General features: G+C 67.1%; 16 protein-coding genes and 1 tRNA gene. 10 read left to right on the plus strand and 7 right to left on the minus strand.

Going from position 1 to position 20,190, the window contains the following annotated elements; all coding sequences use genetic code 11:
- Window positions 1-121 precede the first annotated feature (121 nt).
- The gene (locus tag ACEL_RS05970) at window positions 122-1,276 is read right to left on the minus strand and encodes an MFS transporter (protein WP_011719997.1); all 1,155 of its coding nucleotides are present in this window, start codon (window positions 1,274-1,276) and stop codon (window positions 122-124) included.
- Window positions 1,277-3,063: 1,787 nt separating this feature from the next.
- Between ACEL_RS05970 and ACEL_RS11920 the strand changes: the two genes are divergently transcribed.
- Window positions 3,064-4,740, plus strand: a complete 1,677-nt coding sequence (locus ACEL_RS11920) for a hypothetical protein (RefSeq protein ID WP_148204555.1) — start codon at window positions 3,064-3,066, stop codon at window positions 4,738-4,740.
- Between the two features lie 131 nt (window positions 4,741-4,871).
- On the opposite strand, the gene ACEL_RS05985 is transcribed toward ACEL_RS11920, so the two are convergent.
- Window positions 4,872-4,956 (minus strand) — tRNA-Leu (locus tag ACEL_RS05985).
- Between the two features lie 677 nt (window positions 4,957-5,633).
- On the opposite strand from ACEL_RS05985, the gene ACEL_RS05990 reads away from it, so the two are divergent.
- Both ACEL_RS05990 and ACEL_RS05995 read left to right on the plus strand, forming a co-directional pair.
- Entirely contained in the window at window positions 5,634-6,923 is a 1,290-nt protein-coding gene (locus ACEL_RS05990; protein ID WP_011720000.1) for a M20/M25/M40 family metallo-hydrolase, read from the plus strand.
- 235 nt (window positions 6,924-7,158) lie between these two features.
- Window positions 7,159-7,467, plus strand: a complete 309-nt coding sequence (locus tag ACEL_RS05995; protein ID WP_202943327.1) for a hypothetical protein — start codon at window positions 7,159-7,161, stop codon at window positions 7,465-7,467.
- Window positions 7,468-7,565: 98 nt separating this feature from the next.
- Here the strand turns inward: ACEL_RS05995 and ACEL_RS06000 are convergent, their stop codons facing one another.
- Both ACEL_RS06000 and ACEL_RS06005 read right to left on the minus strand, forming a co-directional pair.
- The gene (locus tag ACEL_RS06000) at window positions 7,566-8,696 is read right to left on the minus strand and encodes an ATP-binding domain-containing protein (protein WP_169303194.1); all 1,131 of its coding nucleotides are present in this window, start codon (window positions 8,694-8,696) and stop codon (window positions 7,566-7,568) included.
- A gap of 29 nt (window positions 8,697-8,725) precedes the next feature.
- Entirely contained in the window at window positions 8,726-9,742 is a 1,017-nt protein-coding gene (locus ACEL_RS06005) for an aldo/keto reductase (protein ID WP_011720003.1), read from the minus strand.
- A 145-nt stretch (window positions 9,743-9,887) separates the two neighbouring features.
- Between ACEL_RS06005 and ACEL_RS06010 the strand changes: the two genes are divergently transcribed.
- Genes ACEL_RS06010 through mshC form a run of 5 tightly spaced genes read left to right on the plus strand, consistent with a single transcriptional unit; the run spans window position 9,888 to window position 13,318 of the window.
- Complete coding sequence (locus tag ACEL_RS06010; protein ID WP_041834979.1) at window positions 9,888-10,103, plus strand: hypothetical protein; 216 nt, start codon at window positions 9,888-9,890, stop codon at window positions 10,101-10,103.
- A gap of 3 nt (window positions 10,104-10,106) precedes the next feature.
- Window positions 10,107-10,781, plus strand: coding sequence for a histidine phosphatase family protein (locus ACEL_RS06015; RefSeq protein WP_011720004.1), 675 nt, complete (start codon window positions 10,107-10,109; stop codon window positions 10,779-10,781).
- A gap of 9 nt (window positions 10,782-10,790) precedes the next feature.
- Window positions 10,791-11,363 carry a DUF3090 domain-containing protein gene (locus tag ACEL_RS06020; RefSeq protein WP_011720005.1) on the plus strand — a complete coding sequence of 191 codons (573 nt, stop codon included), beginning with the start codon at window positions 10,791-10,793 and terminating at the stop codon, window positions 11,361-11,363.
- Window positions 11,363-12,082: an SCO1664 family protein gene (locus ACEL_RS06025; RefSeq protein WP_011720006.1), complete on the plus strand. Its 720-nt coding sequence runs from the start codon at window positions 11,363-11,365 to the stop codon at window positions 12,080-12,082. The genes ACEL_RS06020 and ACEL_RS06025 overlap by 1 nt, the downstream gene beginning before the upstream one ends.
- A gap of 24 nt (window positions 12,083-12,106) precedes the next feature.
- Window positions 12,107-13,318: a cysteine--1-D-myo-inosityl 2-amino-2-deoxy-alpha-D-glucopyranoside ligase gene (mshC, locus tag ACEL_RS06030; RefSeq protein ID WP_011720007.1), complete on the plus strand. Its 1,212-nt coding sequence runs from the start codon at window positions 12,107-12,109 to the stop codon at window positions 13,316-13,318.
- A gap of 96 nt (window positions 13,319-13,414) precedes the next feature.
- Here mshC and ACEL_RS06035 read toward each other — a convergent pair whose 3' ends face one another.
- Window positions 13,415-14,266, minus strand: a complete 852-nt coding sequence (locus ACEL_RS06035) for a PAC2 family protein (RefSeq protein ID WP_011720008.1) — start codon at window positions 14,264-14,266, stop codon at window positions 13,415-13,417.
- 196 nt (window positions 14,267-14,462) lie between these two features.
- Here ACEL_RS06035 and metH point away from each other — a divergent pair, with 196 nt between their 5' ends.
- Window positions 14,463-17,939 (plus strand): methionine synthase, encoded by a 3,477-nt coding sequence (metH, locus tag ACEL_RS06040; protein ID WP_011720009.1) that lies wholly within the window; start codon window positions 14,463-14,465, stop codon window positions 17,937-17,939.
- 29 nt (window positions 17,940-17,968) lie between these two features.
- Window positions 17,969-18,760, plus strand: a complete 792-nt coding sequence (locus ACEL_RS06045) for an HAD family hydrolase (protein WP_011720010.1) — start codon at window positions 17,969-17,971, stop codon at window positions 18,758-18,760.
- 13 nt (window positions 18,761-18,773) lie between these two features.
- Here the strand turns inward: ACEL_RS06045 and ACEL_RS06050 are convergent, their stop codons facing one another.
- Window positions 18,774-19,421 carry an RES family NAD+ phosphorylase gene (locus ACEL_RS06050; RefSeq protein ID WP_011720011.1) on the minus strand — a complete coding sequence of 216 codons (648 nt, stop codon included), beginning with the start codon at window positions 19,419-19,421 and terminating at the stop codon, window positions 18,774-18,776.
- Between the two features lie 5 nt (window positions 19,422-19,426).
- Complete coding sequence (locus ACEL_RS06055; protein WP_011720012.1) at window positions 19,427-20,053, minus strand: hypothetical protein; 627 nt, start codon at window positions 20,051-20,053, stop codon at window positions 19,427-19,429.
- Between the last annotated feature and the right edge of the window lie 137 nt (window positions 20,054-20,190).

Below are 20,190 nucleotides of genomic sequence, written 5' to 3' on the forward strand. Positions count from 1 at the left end.
CTCAGCCGGCTGCTTCGCAGCCGGTCGTTTCAGTGCAGACAGCGGTCAGAGCCGGGCGTTTCCGCGCAGGTAGCGGTCAGAGCCGGCGGCTTCAGTGCGGAAAGCGAAAGTCGATGTGGTGTCAGCGCAGGTAACGGGCGCCGACGGCAATGAATGCAATGACGGCGGCAACCACACCGAAAGAGACCTGCAGTGACGTCGCATCGGCAATACCGCCGATGATGCCCGGCGCAGCGATGCCGGCGCCGTACGAAATTGTCGCCACCCCGGAAATTCCGCGCGCGGGGATGGGGTCGGCGTGTCCGGCGGCAGCGACGGCAAGCGGAAATGTCACCGCAATTCCCAGGCCGATCAACGCAAAGCCGACGATGGTGGGCGCAATAGCAAATGCCGCGACAACCAGCAAGGCCCCGAGTGTTCCCACCACGCCGCCGATCCGCACCGTGGACCGCAGACCGAGCCGACGGACGGCGAAATCGCCCCCGAACCGCGCCGCCGCCATGGTGCACGCAAACGCCGTGTACGAAGCGGCCGCGATGCCGGGATCGGCACCGGTGATCCGGGTGAGGTAGACCGCGCACCAGTCCGAGGAGGCCGCTTCCGCGAAAATCGCGCAGAACGCGACCAGGCCGATGAGCAAGACGCCGCGGGAGGGTACGACAAACGGTTTCGGCGGCGGCTCGGCGGCGTCCGGCAGGTTCACCGGCAATTTCGACGTTGCCCCCAGCGCGACGACAAGCAATGCGGCGTCGACGATGGCGAGATGAATCCGGGCGTCGAGCCCGGCGTGAGCGGCGGCGACTCCTACCGCCGAGCCGACGATGCCGCCGACGCTCCACATGCCGTGCAGACCGGACATGATCGATTTGCCAAGGTCCCGCTCGACCGGAATTGCCTGGGCATTCATGGCCACATCGGCCATCCCGGAGGTCATGCCGTATAGCAGGAGCAAGGGGATGAGTGCCGCGAGGTTCGGCGCGAGTACCGGGAGGGCACCGGCTATGCACCAGGCGGCCATGAGCACGCGGGTGGTACGGCGGCCGCCGAAGCGGTGAAGCAGTCGGCTGGCGAACGGCATGCCGAGGAGCCCGCCGATCGCGCCGAAGAGCAGGGCGGCGCCGAGTGAGCCGGCGGAGAGGCCGAGCCGGTCTTGCAGCCACGGAATGCGGGTTGCAAAGGTCGCGAACACCACGCCGTGAACCGCGAAGATGGTCGCGATGACGATCCGGGCGCGCTGAGCCGAGAGGCGAGGTGGGGCTAGGAGTACCGGATCCATAGGGTCACCAGTCTGCCCGGTGCATGCGTCGCTTCCGCGTGGGGTCGGCGAGGCTGCGGCGGGAAGAACATGGCGGCACCCGCCCGGCCGCGGAAGCTAGGCGCCACCGGCGGCGGAGGCTGGCAAGGCAAACTCGGCGGGGCTGCGGCGGGAAGAACATGGCGGCACCCGCCCGGCCGCAGATCGGATTGCGAGCATGGCTGACCGGGCGAAGTCGGTTGTAACGCCACGGGGAGTGCGGACGGTTTCACCGGCGAAGCCTGCCCGACAGCCGCCCCACCGGCGGTGCAGCTCCGAAGGAGGACCAGCGTGTTCAAGCTCTCCATCCTGGCCGGCAATGTGAAAGTTGCGGCGATTGCAGCCGCCGTCGTTGCCGTAGGGGGTGGCGGTACGGCGGTCACGTTGTACACCGCATCATCGAACTCGTCCGGTGTCGTGGCCGCCCAGGCGAGCGACTCAGGGTCGGCATCGGCCTCCGTGTCGCCGTCCGCGACAGCAACGCCGTCGACGTCGGCTTCAGAAACACCGACGTCATCGCCCTCGACCACGCCGAGCGGGTCAGCGAGCCCGACCAGTTCACCGTCGCCGTCCGCGAGTGGGTTTGTGCTGCCAAGTTGTAGTCCCGGTGAGAACCACGGCTCGTACGTCTCCGACGTCGCTCACAGCGCGCCGCGCGGCGAACAGGCGCACGAGAGTGGTGAGCCGAACCATGGTTCGTGGGTGTCGCAAGCCGCTCATTCCGAGTGCGGCTTCGCTGAGGCATCGGAGCATGCGTCGGAGAGCGCCGAACCCAGCGAATCAGAGAGCCCCGAGCCGAGTGAGTCCGCAGAGGAAACCGAATCAGCCGAGCCCGAAGCATCGGCCGGAGCCGAGATTGGCGTCTGTGCATCACTGGGCGTCGGGTCTGATCACGGATCGCACCACGGTCATGGCGACGAGCAAGCCTGTGGCGGAGGCGACTGAGGTCGTCCGGCGCGGGCTGGGTGCGGCGCGTGGCTCGGGCGCCGCGTATCTCGGTTACGCCGTCCGTGACCACGTAGTTCACGCGACGTAGCCGACCGCGTCGCGGGGAGCCGGCGGGGCACGAGGATTCGTGCACGCCGCGGAGTCGTACCAACCGCCCTCCCTTTCCCGAGCCCGCGCCTTCCGAGCTCCCGCTCTTCCCAAGCCCGCTTTCTTCCGAGTCGCCGTTCTTCTCGATCTCCCGTCCGCAAACACCCCTCCGCCTGCGGGGGCCGGTTCACCCGAACCGGCCCCCGCAGGCATGTCAGGAACTCCTATGACAGGCCGGCACGGATGACGTGGGGGAGTCGAGGCACCTTGAGCTGTGAGTGAAAGCTGTGTCCTTGCACCGGCGTCACCGAATGTATGCAATGCGCGCCAATGGACCACCGTTCCGTGAACGGCGAATCGCCTCCACAGATACGACACCGCTTGCCTCGATCGGCTTACAGATTCTTCATAAATCCAGCCCGCCACCGCGCGCCACGCGGTAGGCTGACGCCGGCCTGACCGACCAACGGCGCGAAATGGTGCTTCACAAAGGCGAGGGTAGCGATGACTCCTCGATACTGACCCCGTACGGGCACCGGACGAGGTGGGCGGACGAATGCAAACAAGCCCTGAGCATTCGCTCTTATCGTGAGCAACAAGGCAGAACTGACAACTGGTCACCTGGACGGGACGATGCGAGACGCGCGTCGCGGTACGTCTTCGTGATCGGCACCTTTCGAGCGATTCACGGCAGGTCTGGGAAGTAAGAGAGGAAACTACGGAACGAGGGAACCGTGACTACATCTCCTTCAAATGAGATGTCGACACTTGTCAAGCGCCTCACATTGGGGCGAGTCAGACGGTTCTTCACACCACCAGAAGAACAGGCATTAGTAGACGGCGCACGCGCTTACTTGACCGGCGACGAGGAGCTCGCCCTTGAGCACCTCGGCAAAGCAGTAAAGCTACCCGATGCTGCGTATCTCGCCGGGCTTCTCGCACTCAACAACGCACAATTCGACAATGCCGCCACATGGCTCACCTCAGCCCTCGAACGACACAAGCAACTCGGCCGGTATTTAGCCAAATATCGCGTGAACGTTACTGTTCTAATCCCAATAGGTAAGCTGGTTGCCGTCCCGATCACACCAAATCAGCGCGGCGTCCTCTTGAGCCTGGCGGTCCTGTATCGGCAGCGGGAGCAATGGGACGAGGCTATATCACGCGCCGAGAAGCTCCTCGACCTCGACCCTGCAGATATGAGTGCCAGACTTTGTCTAGCGGATATTTTGTTGGAGGCGCGTCCTTCCACTGAACACAATTTTCGGCGTGTCGTTTCGCTGATCCCTGACCTCGATGAGGTAACTGCGCTACACGGTGCGCTCCTGCTGTGTCGCGCCAGAGCGCTACACAAACTAGGATTACTTGAGGCAGCGCATGACGCGCTAAACGCTATGATTCGACGCAAGGTTAACCGACCAACGGAACTTCAACGTGCTCTTCGCTACGAAAGAGCCTGCCTCTATGACAAAATGGGTCAACATCGACGAGCCCGTGTCGAATGGGAGAAGCTCTATGCGGAGGACCCTGACTACGCTGACGTCGCAGATCGACTGCACGCGACGAATCATCCGGCATCTACGTCTCGCCACGCGAACGGGCGCAAAGCCGAACCTCCACCGACGCCTTCATCCCAGGACTCACCGTCGGACATCAGTAATCTCGACACCAGCGGTCGTCGGCACCGAGACGAGGTAACGCACGGAACTACCATCCGTAACAATGATCAGTCTTTCGACTTGCCCTCCCACGGTGGCCAGGTGGACGGCTCAACCACAGCTTCGAGGGTGCGACGCACCGATGATGACCACGACGGATATCGGATTGAGGTTATGAGTCAAGATGTGACTCCTGACTTTCTCCGTTATATCTATTCTACAGGAAAGGCGGGATGGGATATCGAAACGACCGGTCTCAACTGGTACGCGGATCGCATTTGCACGGTACAACTCGCGTGCGGAAATCGAGTTGCCGTCGTTCAACTACCCGAAGGTCATACTCCGCAACGACTTTCACAAATTCTGGGTGACCAGAACATCCTAAAGATCTTTCACAATGCCCGATTTGACCTACGATTCATGGTATACCACTGGTCAGTAATTCCGCAAAACGTCGCATGCACACTTGAGCTTGTTCGCTTGCTCAATCCGCGAGAACGGGCGGGTCACACCCTGCGTGAAGTTCTCGAGCGCTATCTCGCCGTCCAGATAATCAAAGATCAGACATGCTCCGACTGGACGACTGCACAGCTCACACAAGAGCAAATCCGGTACGCTACAAACGATGTTCGCTATCTACCGGTGCTCTTCGACCTGCTGATGAACATGGCTCGCGAGCGTCGGCTCGAGGAAGCGGCGATGCGCCGATTCCGCCAAATGCTCAAAGACGTCTTCACGTTCAGATATCCCTAACGCCAAACCTTCGTCGTGGTCGGACCGCCAACCGGCTAACGCCAAGGACGAGTGCACTCGCCACCGCGCCACTAGCGGACCCGGCCGACCGCCAACGACGTACGACGCCCCACCACGCGACTGCGCCCCTGTGTCCGAGGGGGGACTTGAACCCCCACGCCCTCAACGGGCACTAGCACCTCAAGCTAGCGCGTCTGCCTATTCCGCCACCCGGACCTCTCCCCGGCCGGACGTCGGCGTCGCGAAGACCGGCCGACGTGCGGGGATCGGCGTACACGATACCGCATAGTCGAGCAACCCTTCGCGCGCATACCCGAGCCGCCAGGCAGGAGAGACCCAACGGTACGCCGACTGGAATCGCCGGGTCGCACGAACGGATCATCAGCCGGGCCGGAGCTGGCAGGAAGGTGGGCATGAATCACGCGGCGCGGACGACCCGGCGCAGCAACCACCCGCCACACCCGTGGCCTCACCAAACGCTCCCGCATGATCGGCTAGGGTAGGTGAGGCCAGCATAAGCGCGAGAAGACTCTCCGGCGTGGCAGCCGGACGGCGGGGGAGACCGGAACACCAGACGAGGCCCGCCGCAGCGCCGGGGAGGCCGGAACATGGCCGCGCCGGGGGAGCCCGGAGTAGGCGGGTCGGGACAGGACCAGCACAGTCCCGCCAGAGACGCCATGACGCCGGCCCGCCGGAGGACGCCGTGACGCCGCGGCGCCGCGGAAGCCAAAGCCGCGCCGCCGGCCCGCCGGGGAAGCCGGAGGTCGCCAGCGCAGTCCCGCCGGGGACGCCGCGGCGCCGCGGAAGCCAAAGCCGGCAAGCCGGCGCCGGTATACCAGAGTGACCGGAACAGGCCCGCCAGAAACCGGGTCAGACCACCAGGGGAGCCGCCGATGACCACCACCGCCGAAGCTGAAGTCGTCGACCTCTGCGCCGAGCTCATCCGCATCGACACCTCCAACCCCATCAAGCCGGAGCGGCCGGCAGCCGAGTACGTCGCCGCCAAACTTGCCGAGGTCGGCCTGACCCCGACGATCCTCGAATCCGAGCCCGGACGGGCCAGTGTCGTCGCGCGCATGCCCGGCGCCGACCCCGGCCGGCCGGCGCTCCTCATCCACGGACACCTCGACGTCGTCCCCGCCGACCCGGCCGATTGGCAGGTGCACCCGTTCTCCGGGGAAATCAAGGACGGTTACCTGTGGGGTCGCGGCGCCATCGACATGAAGGACATGGACGCCATGGTCCTGGCCGTCGTCAGGGACCGCATGCGCACACGACGCCCGCCGGCACGGGACGTCGTCCTGGCCTTCGTCGCCGACGAAGAGGCCGGCGGCGGCAAGGGCGCCCGGTTTCTCGTGGACAATCACCGCGACCTCTTCGACGGGTGCACCGAATCCATCAGCGAAGTCGGCGGATTCTCCATTGACCTCAATGGAACCCGGCTCTACCCCGTCCAGACCGCCCAGCGCGGCATGACGTGGCTCAAATTGACAGCGACGGGCCGGGCAGGACACGGAAGTCTGGTCAACGACGCGAATCCGGTCACTGCCCTCGCCGAAACCGTCGCCAGAATCGGCACTTACGACTGGCCGGTCCGCGTCACCCCCTGCACCCGCGAATTCCTCACCGCACTCGGCGCCGCACTCGGCGAACCGATAGACCCCGACAATCTCTCTGCCCTCGCCCCCCGTCTCGGTTCGGTCACCGCCCTCGTCGCATCGACCCTCCGGAACACCGCCAACCCCACCATGCTCGAAGCCGGTTACAAGGTGAACGTCGTACCGCAAACGGCCAACGCCTACATCGACGGCCGCTACCTTCCCGGATATCGCGAGGAATTCCTCACCACCATTGAGAAACTGCTCCATCCGCGGGTCCGATACGAAATCGTCCACGACGACGTTGCGCTGGAAAATCCCTGGTCCGGTCCGCTCGTCGACGCCATGGTCACCGCACTCACCGCCGAAGACCCGGACGGAAAACCGATTCCGTACTGCCTATTCGGCGGCACCGACGACAAGTCCTTCTCCCGGCTTGGCATTACCGGATACGGGTTCTCGCCACTTCGGCTTGCACCCGACCTCGATTTCGCCGGCATGTTCCACGCCGTTGACGAACGGGTCAACATTGCGGCGCTGCAATTCGGCGTCCGCGTCCTCGACCGGTTCCTCGACCTGTGCTGACCGCGTGGCGCCGAGCCAGTCCGCCGCCGGATCTCACGGGTCCGACAGCGGACGTTGCGGATGCGGCGTTATGCCGCTGAACGAGACCCAAGCCTCCACCGGATCCCACGGCTGTGACAGGCCGCGCGCGAGCGCAAGGCGCCGCAGCCTCCCATGCCGGCAAACGCACGCTGCCGACCGTCCCCAAGCGGCAAACGACTCGCGCCGGACGCCGCCGGCCGATACCGTGTACTCCGTGACCGACGACATGCCGGTGAGCCCTGCGGACGTCCGGTCCGCCGCGGAAGCGCTGAAAGCCGCCATCGACACCCACCTCGCCGCCGTCGAGAACCGGTCCGGCGAGAACGACCCACGGGTCCAGCAGGCGTACGACGCATTAGCCGCGGCAGCCGAAACGTACGACGACCTGCTCTTCTCGGCGTACGAGGAAGTCACCCCGTTCGGGCCGTCCGACGTCGACGAGGACGATGACGAAGACGACGTTGACGAGGACGACGACGCCGGGTTCGGCGACGACCTCGAATGGGAACCGGACAGCCGCTGAGCGACGCACCCATCCGCCTGGCAGAGCTTGTCGACGCAGCGGCCGACAGTTAATCCGGCCGGCAGGTCGCAGAAGCCAGCGCGGCTCGCCGATCACCCCTATCCGTCGGCTGTCAGCTGCGTCAACCGTTGGTCGGCTGTCAGCTGCGTCAACCGCTCCCGAAGCGTCGTCCGGCGCGGCCGGGTCGCAATACTGCGAACGGCCCCGGCAAGAGCCGTTCCGACTCCGTGCACGATCGACACGTGCCGCTCGGCGCGGCTGAGCGCCGTGTACACCAGTTGCCGGGTCAACACCCCTGCACACTCCGGCGAGAACACCACGACCACCGCCGGCCAGCGATAACCCACGGCCTCGTGGATGGTCCGTGGCGCCGGCGCGCCGACGGTGGCGACGGCATCCCGCAACGCGAGCACCCCGCCCGGCCCTCGGCGCAACGGGCAGAGCACCTGAATCTCCGCGGGTGGAATGCCGAACGCCCGGGGAATCGACGTCGCCAACAGCTGCGAGACCCGATGTACCGCCTCGGCGGCATTCGCCACCGGGACCACGACAACCTGACGGTCCGGATCCTCGATCCGCGGCAGCTCGCCGCGGCGAATTCCGGCCAGCAACTGCGCCAGTGCTCCGGCACCGTCGTCCGGCACGTCATATCGCGGAATCCCGTCAACAGCAAGCAAACTCGCGAACACGTCGCCAGGCCCGGGGGAGCCCAACTCGTCCGGATCACCGGCGAGGACGACCATCTCGTCCGTCCCGCAGCTCTCGAAGAATGCGGCAAAGGCTTCAACATCCAGGGACTGCGCGTCGTCCGCCACCGCGGCGCCATCCCCGCCGACCTGCGTCACCAGATCGTCACGCCGCTCACCGGCAGGTCCGGCGACGAGAGCGATCCGGCCGCCCGCCATCCGGGTAGCCACCGCCCGAGCAATGCGATCCTCGGCGTCCAGCAAGCGACGCAACCCAAGCCGCGTCCCGGCGAAAACCGCGACATCCGCCCTGGCACCCTCAAGCGCGTCGTCACACTCGACGCCCCGGCCGGCGAGGGCAGCCCGAACCACAGTGAGCGGAACGACCGTGTGACCGTCCCGGGCGGCGGTTTCGAGCAAACCCAGCAGGACGGCCGCTGCCGCATTCTCCTCGTCGCGGCTCACTCCACCGACCCGAGGAGAGCCCGGCCCCGGCAACCCGCCGCCGCCCACCGCGTCCATCGCCGGGCCGCCGGCCGGCACAGCAACACCATCCGAGAGCATCGACGATGTCAGGAAAACGCCGGCGACGGGCCGGCCGTCGCCCGCTCAGCGGCCGTCCGCTCCGGATATCCAGACGGCACCGCGGAAACCTCGTCGAGCGCTGCGCTGATTTCCGCCGGCAGCGTCAGGTCACATTCCGCGAGAATCCCGCGCAGCTGGGCCGCGGTCCGCGCGCCGACCAGCACGCCGCCGACACCCGGTCGATCCCGCACCCATGCCAGCGCCACTGCCAGCGGGGAAACCCCCAGCCCCTGCGCAGCCGTACACACGGCGTTCACGATGCGCGTGGATTCCGGGCCAAGGTAGGGCTGGACGAATGCCGCAAGATGGTCGCTGGCCGCCCGCGAATCCGCTGGAATCCCGGTGCGATACTTACCGGTCAGCACCCCCCGGCCCAGCGGGGACCACGCGAGAATCGACATTCCGGCGTCCCGCATCGCCGGTACCACCTCCCGCTCAACACCCCGCTGCAGCAACGAATACTCGACCTGGTTGGAAATCAAACGTGCGCGGCCCGGCCAGGCTGCCTGCCATGCCGCGGCTTTCGCCGTTCGCCACCCACAGAAATTTGCCAACCCCACGTACCGGACCCGCCCCGAGCTCACCGCGATATCCAGCGCCGACAGGGTTTCCTCGAGCGGCGTCACCGGGTCAACGCCGTCAATCTGCCACAGGTCAATGTGGTCGACACCGAGCCGGCGCAGCGACCCATCCAACGCGGCCAGCAGCCCACGCCGCGACAAATCCGCGTCGCCGGCCGCGGCGTCCGGAGCTCCGCCGCCGGTCTTGACCGCAAGGACGACGTCGGAGCGGGCAAACCGGCCGGCGAGCAACGCGCCGACCACCGCTTCAGCTGCACCGCCGCCGTACGCGTCACCGGTGTCGATCAGCTGTCCGCCGCTCTCCACGAAATCCCGCAGCTGCTCGGCGGCTTCATGCTCATCGGTGTCGCGGCCCCACAACGCCGTGCCGAGGCCCAGCCACCCGACCGCCAATCCGCTCGTGCCGAGGTACCGGATTTCCACGACGGCACGCTACCGTGCGGCGCCGTCCCGTCGAACGGGTTCCGGTCCGACACGCCGGACGACGCCCGGTGCGGCGCTCATCCACCCGACATGGCAGGCCAAGCCCGGTGCGGGGCCGATCCACCCGACACATACACTGCGGAACGTGGCTCGGTTCTCCTCCGCGCGTCCCTTGCAGCCGTGGCAATTCTGGGCAGGGATCATCATCCTGGTCGTCTGCGGCGCGCTCGCTCTCCTCGCGTTGGCCGGCACGGTCGGTGCACACAGCTCGTGCCCGAACCCAGGGCAGGATTCCCGCCCGGCGAACGCCAACTGCTTCCCGCCGTACCAGCATCAAGAGCAGACCGGCGTCGTCGGCTGACCGGTGACCACGGTCATCTTCCTCCGCCACGGACTCACCGAGTCGACCGGACGGCTGCTCACCGGCCGGATGCCCGGCGTCCACCTCGACAGCCGCGGCCTCGCCCAGGCAGCTGACTTAGCCAAACGGCTCGCCGGGATCCGGCTCTCCGCCATCGTGAGCAGCCCGCTTGAGCGGTGCCGGGAGACCGTTCAACCGATCGCAGACCAGACCGGCCTACCGATCGAGATCGAGCCCGGTGTCATCGAATGCGGATACGGCGACTGGACCGGCCGAGACCTCCGGCACCTCACCAAGGATCCGCTCTGGCGGATCCTCCAGACCCATCCCAGCTCGGTGGTTTTCCCCGGTGCAGAGGGCGAATCGCTGCGGGCCGTGCAGTACCGGGCGGTGGACGCCGTCCGCGCGTGGAACGCCCGGCTCGGCGCCAAGGCCGCCTGGCTCTGCTGCACCCACGCCGACGTGATCCGGCTCGTCCTCGCCGACGCCCTCGGGATGCACCTCGACGAATTCCAGCGGCTGATCATCGATCCGTGCTCGGTCAGCATTGTCCGGTACACCACCACCCGCCCCTTCGTCCTGCGCGTCAACGACACCGGCGGCGATCTCGCTTCCCTGATCGAGCCGGCCGCCCGCCGGCGTTCCCGAGGATCCACCCGTCCGCGCGCCACGCCATAAGGTCGAACCATGCCCCGCGAGGTGTACGTCTACGACACCCCCGACCGCGTCGTCATCGGCACGGTCGGGCAGCCCGGACACCGTACGTTTTTCCTTCAGGTCCGCGAGAACGATCGGCTCACCAGCGTCGTCTTGGAGAAGGCCCAAGTCGCGGTGCTCGCCGAGCGGTTGGACGCCATGCTCGACGAAGTCGTCCGCGTCTCCGGCGGTGTCGCGTCCGTCCCCGCGGTCGCACCGGCCGACCTGGACGACGACGCGCCCCTGGACGAGCCAATTGTCGAGGCATTCCGTGTCGGTGCACTCGGGCTCGGCTGGGATCCGGAGACTGAGCAGGTCGTCATCGAAGCGCAAGCCATCGACCCCGACGCCGAGGAGGAAATCCTCGTCGAGGACGACGACGCCGACGGCCCGCCGCTGCTGCGGATCCGCATGTCCGGAGCGGTCGCCCGGGCATTCGCCAAACGCGCACTGGCCGTCGTCGCCGCCGGCCGGCCGACCTGCCAATTCTGCGGACAACCCATCGACCCGACCGGTCACATCTGCGCACGGGCCAACGGTCACAAGCCGCACGGCTCTTCCTAATGACCAATTACGACGACGCCGAAGTGCGGCACGTGCTCGCCGAGGGCGAGCTCCGGGTGGAAGGGCGGCTCGTCGACGCGTCGAACACCACCCTGTACGCCTGTGCGCGGCTCGGTGGCTGTGAGATTCCGTGCGTGTACAAGCCGATCGCCGGGGAGCGGCCGCTGTGGGATTTTCCCGACGGCACGCTCGCGTACCGGGAGGTGGCGGCGTACCTCGTCTCGCAAGCAACCGGCTGGGGCATCGTCCCGCCGACCGTGCTCCGCGACGGCCCGTTCGGCCCGGGTGCCTGCCAGGTCTGGGTGGAGGTGGACCCGGACGTCGATCTCCTCGAGTTGCTGCGCAGCGACCATCCGGGGCTGCAGCGGATCGCGGTCTTCGACGCTGTGGTCAACAACGCCGACCGCAAGGGCGGTCACCTGCTGCCGACCAAGGCTGGTCACATCTTCGGTGTCGACCACGGCGTCTGCTTCGCGGTCGAGGACAAGCTGCGGACCGTGCTCTGGCAATGGCGGTCCCAGCCGCTGCCCGCTGACGCCGTCGAGACGCTGCGCGCCCTTCGCGACAAGCTGGCCGGCGACTTGGGCGCCGAGCTCGCCGCCCTGCTCTCCCGGCAGGAAATTGCGGCCACCCGTCGCCGCGTGAACCGGCTGCTGGCGACCCGGCGGTTCCCCGAACCGCCGGAGCACTGGCCGGCGATCCCATGGCCGCCGCTGTAACCGGCAACGGATAAAGTGCGCACCATGCACGCCTGGCCAGCTCCGAAGATTCCGAGTCTGCCGGGTCGCAACCGCTTGCCGAGCCTGTTCGATACGGCGAGCCGCCGTCTGGTCACCGTTGGCTCGCAGCAGGGCGCGTCGATGTACGTCTGTGGCATCACGCCGTACGACGCCACCCACCTCGGGCACGCCGCCACGTACGTCGCCTTCGACCTGCTCGTCCGGACCTGGCACGACGCCGGGGTGACGGTCCGTTACGCACAGAACGTCACCGACGTTGACGATCCGCTGCTGGAACGGGCCCGGCAGGTTGACCAACCGTGGGAAGCCATCGCCGCCCGGGAAACCGCGAAATTCCGGGCGGACATGGCGGCGTTGCGCGTCGTCCCGCCGGACCGCTACGTCGGCGTCGTCGAATCCCTGCCCCAGATCATCGGCCTCATCGAGGTGCTCCGATCCCGCGGTTTGACCTACGAGCTGGACGGCGACCAGTACTTCGCGACGCACGCGATCCCCGACTTCGGGGCCGTCAGCCATCTCGGCCGCGACGACATGATTGCCCTGTTCGCCGCGCGTGGCGGCGACCCCGACCGTGCCGGGAAGAAAGACCCGCTGGACGCCTTGCTCTGGCGGGGCAAGCGGCCGGAGGAGCCAAGTTGGCCGGCGCCGTTCGGCCGTGGCCGGCCGGGCTGGCACGTCGAGTGCGCCGCGATTGCGCTGACCCATCTGCCGCTGCCGCTGGACGTGCAGGGCGGAGGAGCGGACCTGGTCTTCCCGCATCACGACATGACCGCCGCACAGGCCGAGGCGGCAACCGGACGCCGGTTCGCCCGCGCATACGTGCACACCGGCCTCGTCGCCTATCAAGGCGAGAAAATGTCGAAATCTCTGGGAAATCTGGTCTTCGTCTCGGACCTGTGTGCAGCCGGCGCCGACCCGATGGCGGTCCGGCTCGCCTTGCTCGATCACCACTACCGCACCGAATGGGAGTGGACGCCGCGGCTGCTCGACGAAGCGACCGATCGACTCGCCGAATGGCGGGCTGCGGTCCGGCGGCCGAGGGGAGCGCCGGGGGACGGCCTGCTCGCCGCCGTCCGGGACCGGCTCGCCGACGACCTCGACGCACCCGGGGCGATTGCCCTCATCGACGAGTGGACGACGCAGGACGGCGACGACCCGGATGCGCCCACCTTGGTCGCCGCGATGGCCGACGCGTTACTCGGCGTACACCTGTGAACCGGCGTCAGCTCTGAGCAGTCGTCAGCTGCACGCCGCGTCCGCTGTGAACCGACGTCAGCTGCAAACCATCGTGAGCTCTGCCCTTCCCGGTCGTCAGCTCTGCCCTTCCCGGCGGTGCCGCAAATACCGTTCGAATTCGCGGGCAATCGCCTCGCCGGCTCCCTCGGGCACGTCGTCGTCGTCCTTCTGCTGCTCGAGAGAGCGGACATACTCCGCGATTTCGCTGTCCTCCTCGGCAAGCTGGTCCACGCCGCGCTCCCACGCGATCGCGAGCTCGGGGAGATCCCCGTACGGCATGGGAATGTCCAGAACCACCTCCAGGTGGCGCAGCAGCGCCAACGTCGCCTTCGGGCACGGTGGCGACGCGACGTAATGCGGGACCGCCGCCCAGAGCGACACCGAGGGCAGCCCGGCCTGAATGCACGCGTCGTTGAAGACACCGACAATGCCGGTCGGACCTTCGTAATGCGATTGCTCGAGACCGAGGCGGCGGGCCGCCGCCGAATCGGTCGCGCTGCCGGTCACCGGCACCGGTCGGCTGTGCGGAGAGTCGGAGAGCAGCGCGCCGAGGTTGACGACCTCGGTCACCCCGAGCCGTCCGGCGGCGTCGAGCAGTTCGGCGCAGAAGGTCCGCCACCGCATGTTCGGCTCCAGACCGCGCAGCAGGACGACGTCACGACCGCTCTCCGGCGGGCTGGCGATCGACAATCGCGACGTCGGCCACGCGATCCGCCGGCTCACTCCGTCGATCAGCGCCACGGTCGGCCGGTTCACCTGGAAGTCGTAGTACTCCTCCGGGTCGATCTCGGCGATCGGCTCGGCGTGCCAGGCAAGCTCCAACGTCTCGATCGCGTCAGTAGCGGCCTCTGCCGCGTCGTTCCACCCCTCAAACGCTGTAATCATGACCGGGTTCCGCAGCGGCCGGAGCTCGGAGAACTCGATCACACCCAGCTCCTCTCTCTCCGGCGCGCTCACCCGATCAACACGGCGCGCCTGCCATCCAGCCTACGGCCTCGCCGCGGCGTGGGGCGGCGGGCATTTCGGCGCTATCGCCGAGGTCACGCTCGCACGGCCTTGCCACGACTGCGGACGGCGGCCGCCGGCCGGCCTGTCGCGGTACGGCCGGTACCGTTGAGAGGACATGACCACCCGCGCCGCCCTGCTCCGCCGTGAACTGGCTCGACGCGTCCTCGTCGCGGACGGCGCAATGGGCACCATGCTGCAAGCCGCCCGGCTTGGGCCGGCCGATTTCACCCTGCCGGATATCGGCGTCCTCGAGGGATGCAACGAAGTCCTCAGCCTCACCCGTCCCGACGTCGTTGCCGCCGTCCATGACGCCTACCTGGCCGCCGGCTGTGACGCCATCGAAACCAACACCTTCGGGGCGAACCTGGGAAACCTCGGCGAGTACGGGATCGCCGACCGGATCGAGGAGCTTGCCGCCGCCGGGGCGCGGATCGCCCGGGAGGTCGCCGACCGATGGTCCACGCCGTCCGAGCCGCGGTTCGTCCTCGGCTCGGTGGGTCCGGGAACGAAGCTGCCGAGCCTGGGGCACGTGACGTTCGCCGAGCTCCGCGACGCTTACCAGCGGCAGGTCACCGGGCTGATCAACGGTGGGGTCGACGCGGTCCTCGTGGAAACAGCACAGGATCTCTTGCAGGCGAAGGCGGCCGTCATCGGCGCGAAGCGGGCCAGAGCTGCTGCGGGTGTCGACATTCCGATCTTCGCCTCGGTGACGGTCGAGACCACCGGGACAATGCTGCTCGGCTCCGAGATCGGTGCTGCGCTGACCAGCCTCGAGGCGCTCGGCATCGAAATGATCGGATTGAATTGCGCGACCGGTCCGGCGGAGATGAGCGAACACGTGCGGTACCTCGCCGCGCACGCCGCCGTCGCCGTGTCGTGCCTGCCCAATGCCGGATTGCCGATTCTCGGCCCGGACGGCGCACAGTATCCGCTGACCCCCGGCGAGCTTGCCGACGCCCTGGAGGAGTACGCGGCGCAGTTCGGGCTCGCTCTCGTCGGCGGATGTTGCGGAACCACCCCGGAGCACCTGCGGCTCGTTGCCGAGCGGCTCCGCCACCGGCCGATCGGTTCGCGGCGGGCCGAGACCGTGCCTGCCGTCTCCTCGCTGTATCAGACGGTGCCGCTCCGCCAGCAGACCGCTTTCCTTGCCGTGGGGGAGCGGACCAACGCCAACGGGTCAAAGGCGTTTCGGGAGGCCATGCTCGCCGGACGGTACGAGGATTGCGTCGAACTGGCCCGCGGGGCGGCCCGGGACGGGTCGCACCTCATCGACGTCTGCGTGGACTACGTGGGCCGGGACGGCGTCCGCGACATGCGGGAACTCGCCCGCCGGTTGGCCACCGCGACCACCCTGCCGGTCATGCTCGACTCGACGGAACCCGCGGTCATCGAAGCGGGATTGGAATGCCTGGGCGGGCGGTGCATCGTCAATTCGGTGAATTTCGAGGACGGTGACGGGCCGCAATCGCGAATATCCCGCCTCATGCCGATCGTCCGCGAACATGGGGCCGCCGTCGTCGCCCTCACGATCGATGAAACCGGGCAGGCCCGGACGGCCGAGCACAAAGTCTCCGTCGCCGAACGGCTCATTGACACGCTGACCAACCGCTGGGGGATGAGGGAGACGGATATTCTCGTCGACACGTTGACGTTCACCCTGGGCACCGGTCAGGAGGAGAGCCGACGCGACGGGATCGCCACCATCGAGGCGATTCGCGAGGTGAAAACCCGTCATCCGGACGTGCACACGATTCTCGGGATCTCGAACATCTCTTTTGGCCTGAACCCGGCGGCTCGCGCCGTCTTGAATTCGGTTTTCCTCGCTGAGTGCCTCCGCGCGGGGCTGGACGCCGCTATTGTGCACCCGGCGAAAATCCTGCCGATGTCGCGGATTCCCGAGGACCAGCAGGCCGTCGCCCTGGATGTGATTTACGATCGACGCCGGCCGGATTACGATCCGCTCGTCCGGTTGATGGAACTGTTCGCCGGGGTGACGGCGGCAGCGTCGCAGAAGTCCCGAGCCGCGGAGCTTGCGGCAATGCCCCTTGCGGAGCGGTTACATCGACGGATTGTGGACGGCGAACGCAACGGGTTGGAGGCGGACCTCGACGAGGCGTTGACGACCCGGCGGGCCCTCGACATCATCAACGAGATTCTCCTGCCGGCGATGAAGGAGGTCGGTGACCTTTTTGGCCGGGGCGACATGCAATTGCCCTTCGTCCTGCAATCCGCGGAGGTCATGAAAGCCGCGGTCGCCTACCTCGAACCGCACATGGAGAAGAGCAATCGATCCGGGAAAGGGACGATCGTCCTCGCGACCGTCAAGGGCGACGTACACGACATCGGCAAGAATCTCGTCGACATCATCTTGTCCAACAACGGCTACCGCGTGGTGAATCTCGGCATCAAACAGCCGATCACCGCGATCCTCGAGGCTGCGGAACGGCATGATGCCGACGCGATCGGCATGTCCGGGCTGCTCGTGAAATCCACCGTTGTCATGCGGGAGAACCTGCAGGAAATCTCTTCCCGGGGACTCGCGAAACGATGGCCCGTCCTGCTCGGCGGTGCCGCGCTCACCCGCGCGTACGTCGAAGACGACCTCGCATCGGAGTTCGACGGCACGGTCCGGTACGCCAAGGACGCCTTCGAAGGCTTGCGGCTGATGGACACCCTGATGGCCATCAAGCGGGGCGAGCCGGGCGCGAGCCTGCCGCCGTTGCGGCGCCGCCGCATTGCACAATCGGCAACCGCGGTGTCCGAGCCGGCGTCCCGTTCCGACGTCGCCACCGACATCCCGATACCCACGCCGCCTTTCCTCGGTGACCGCGTCGTAAAGGGAATTCCGCTCGGCGATTATCTCGGCTACCTCGACGAAAAGGCACTCTTCGCCGGCCGGTGGGGGTTGCGCAGCCGTCCGAACGGGCCGAGTTATGCGGAAATCGTGGAAGCCGAGGGGCGCCCCCGCCTACGGCAGTGGCTTGACCGCCTGCAGGCCGAGAATCTGCTGGCCGCCGGCGTTGTCTACGGCTACTATCGCTGCGTCTCCGAGGGTGACGACCTCATCATTCTCGCCGACGACGGCCGGACCGAGCGGTGCCGTTTCCGGTTCCCGCGCCAGCAACGCGGGCGGCGGCTGTGCATCGCGGATTTCTTCCGGCCGGCCGGCAGCGGGGAGACCGACGTCGTCGCTTTTCAGCTCGTGACAATAGGCGCGAGGGTCAGTGCGTTCACCGCACGGTTGTTCGCGGACGGCGCTTTCCGTGACTATCTGGAGGTCCATGGACTGTCCGTCCAGCTGGCGGAAGCGCTGGCGGAATTCTGGCATCGGCGCATCCGGGAGGAGCTGGGCATTGCGGATGCGGACCACCCGGAGCTGCGGGAAATCCTCGACCACCAGGGATACCGTGGATCGCGGTACTCCTTCGGCTATCCGGCGTGCCCCGATTTGGAAGACCGCGCGAAAATCGTTCAACTGCTCAAGCCGGAGCGTATCGGCGTACGGCTCTCGGAGGAGTATCAACTCGACCCGGAGCAGTCGACGGATGCACTGATCGTCCATCACCCGGAAGCAAAGTACTTCTCGGTGTGAGCCGAAGAAGCCGGCTAGGGAGGGAATGCGTGGGTCGTTCGCACGCCGCACCACCGGAGGCGTCGCCGTCAGACCTGGCGGTTGCCGGCAGCCGCGGCGCGGCGCCGGGATCGGCGGATATTCCCTTGCCGCACGCGGTTTTCTTCGACATGGACGGTCTGCTCCTCGACACCGAACCGTTGTGGTTCGCCGTTGAGACCGAGCTGCTCGAAGAACTCGGCGGCTCGTGGACCGCTGACGACCACGCCCTTCTGGTCGGGTCGGCACTCGCCGTCTCGTCAGCGTTCATCGCCGAGCGGGCGAAAACTCCGGTCACCCCGGCGGAAGTCGCCCGGGAATTGGTGACCCGGATGACCCGCACGCTGCGGGAAAAGGCCACACTGCACTCCGGAGCCCGGGAACTTCTCGCCCAGCTCGACGACGCGTCCATTCCCCGTGCCCTGGTGTCGTCCTCCCACCAGGTCTTAGTCGACGCTGCGCTGGAGGCCCTCGGACTCCGGTTTGACGCTGTCGTGAGCGGTGACGCGGTCCAGCGCAACAAGCCGGATCCGGAGCCGTATCTGCGGGCCGCTGAGCTGCTCGGGGTTCATCCCCGTGCCGGAGTCGCGCTCGAAGATTCCCCGGTGGGGGTAGCCGCGGCACTCGCCGCCGGTTGCCGCGTTGTGGCGATCCCCAGTGTTGCGCCGATTGAGCCGACGGATCGGTGCGTCGTCGTCCCCGCCCTCACCCGTGTCGACGTCGCGTTTCTCCGGTCCCTTTTCGCCGAGAAACCGCAGACCGGACCGGACGTTACCAAGGCCGAAAGCTCCGCCGACTTCTAGCCGGGCCGTGACGTCACCGGTCCCGGGCGAGAGTCGCGTTGTACCGGGTCAGCACGGCACGGACGAGCAGGTGCCCGACCGGCGTGTCAAGGTCGACACATGTTCCGGTGACCGACAGGAAAGGACATTCGCTGACCTCGGGCGGAGCGAAGAAGACATAGGCGAATTCGTCCTCATCGTGCCGGCATCGGTAGACGAAACCCACGGCCTGCGGTGCCCACCGGCGGATCGCCGCCGCCCAACGGCGGGTCAGCGGGTAATCCCGGGCCTCACATTTCGTCAGCCAGGTGTCCTGGCCGACAGCCGCGAGCCCTGGTCCGTGGAGGGCGACCAACCGAAGCGCTCGGTTCACCTGGAGCTCGCTCAATCGGCGATGGGCAAGCGCTGACCGGGGGAGCAGCCGCGGCGTGCCGTCGAGCGGCAGGTCCCGGGTGAGCGTCTCCGCAACAGCGGCTTGGACACTGCCTCCGGCGTACAGGTACGCGCAGCTTCCGTCGAGGCTGTCGAAGCGGCCGCCGCTCGAGGCGTGCGGACGTGGGGTGGAGTTCATGGTGGTCGCTGCCCGGTGCGCCGCATGCACCCGCCAAAGCCGCGTGCCGCGCCGAATCGTGATGAACCGTAGCGGGCCCGGACACTGATCCGGCGGCGCCCGGCGTGACACGGAGATTACTCCTCCGCCACGGTTCGGGCCAGGTCGCGCAACGTCTGCTCATCGCGAGGTCGCGATGAGACAGCGAGATCAGCCGGCCGTTTGCCGCGCGGCAACCGGGCATGCGGGGTCAGCCACCAACTGGCGACCCCCCACGGATCGACTGCGGCACCAAGCTGCTGGTTCAGCTCGGCGACGATCGGACGCACCTGTCCGCGCGTCGCATCGATCTGAAACGCCGGATAGTACACCCGGCCGCGATCCTCCAGTCCGAGCAATTTTCCGGCCTTCCGCAGCGCGCTTGCGGTCTGCCGCCGATTCCGGCCGGTGGAACCGAGAAGGTCGGCGACGTCCCGGGCTTCGAGCAGGTCACCGCGCAACAGCCACGCCCGGGCTTCGGCTTCGCGGCGAAGTTGCGCGGTGAGCGTGCGGGGTGAGGGCTGGGCGGCTTCGAGAAGCAGCCGGACGGTTGCGTCCGTCACCGAATCAGCGCCGCCGCCGAGCCGCAAGTAGGTGACGACTTCGTCCCGCACCGCGCGCAGACTCGGGCGGCTCGCCAGGACATTATCGATCAGGCCGACCAGAGTGGCGTCGTCAAGCCGCGCCAGCCGGGTGCTGAGCTGCCGGACGGTCGTCGTCGGCATCGCGTTCCTGACCTTCCCGTCATCCTGACGCTGATGACACTTTGTCTCGTGTATGCATCGTCAGTCTCTTGCCATGCTAACCCCGGCGGAGATTACCCGCCGGCCGGCGCAGTATTACATGGGTGCATCAACCAGCT

The organism is Acidothermus cellulolyticus 11B, assembly GCF_000015025.1.
GTDB classification, from domain to species: domain Bacteria; phylum Actinomycetota; class Actinomycetes; order Acidothermales; family Acidothermaceae; genus Acidothermus; species Acidothermus cellulolyticus.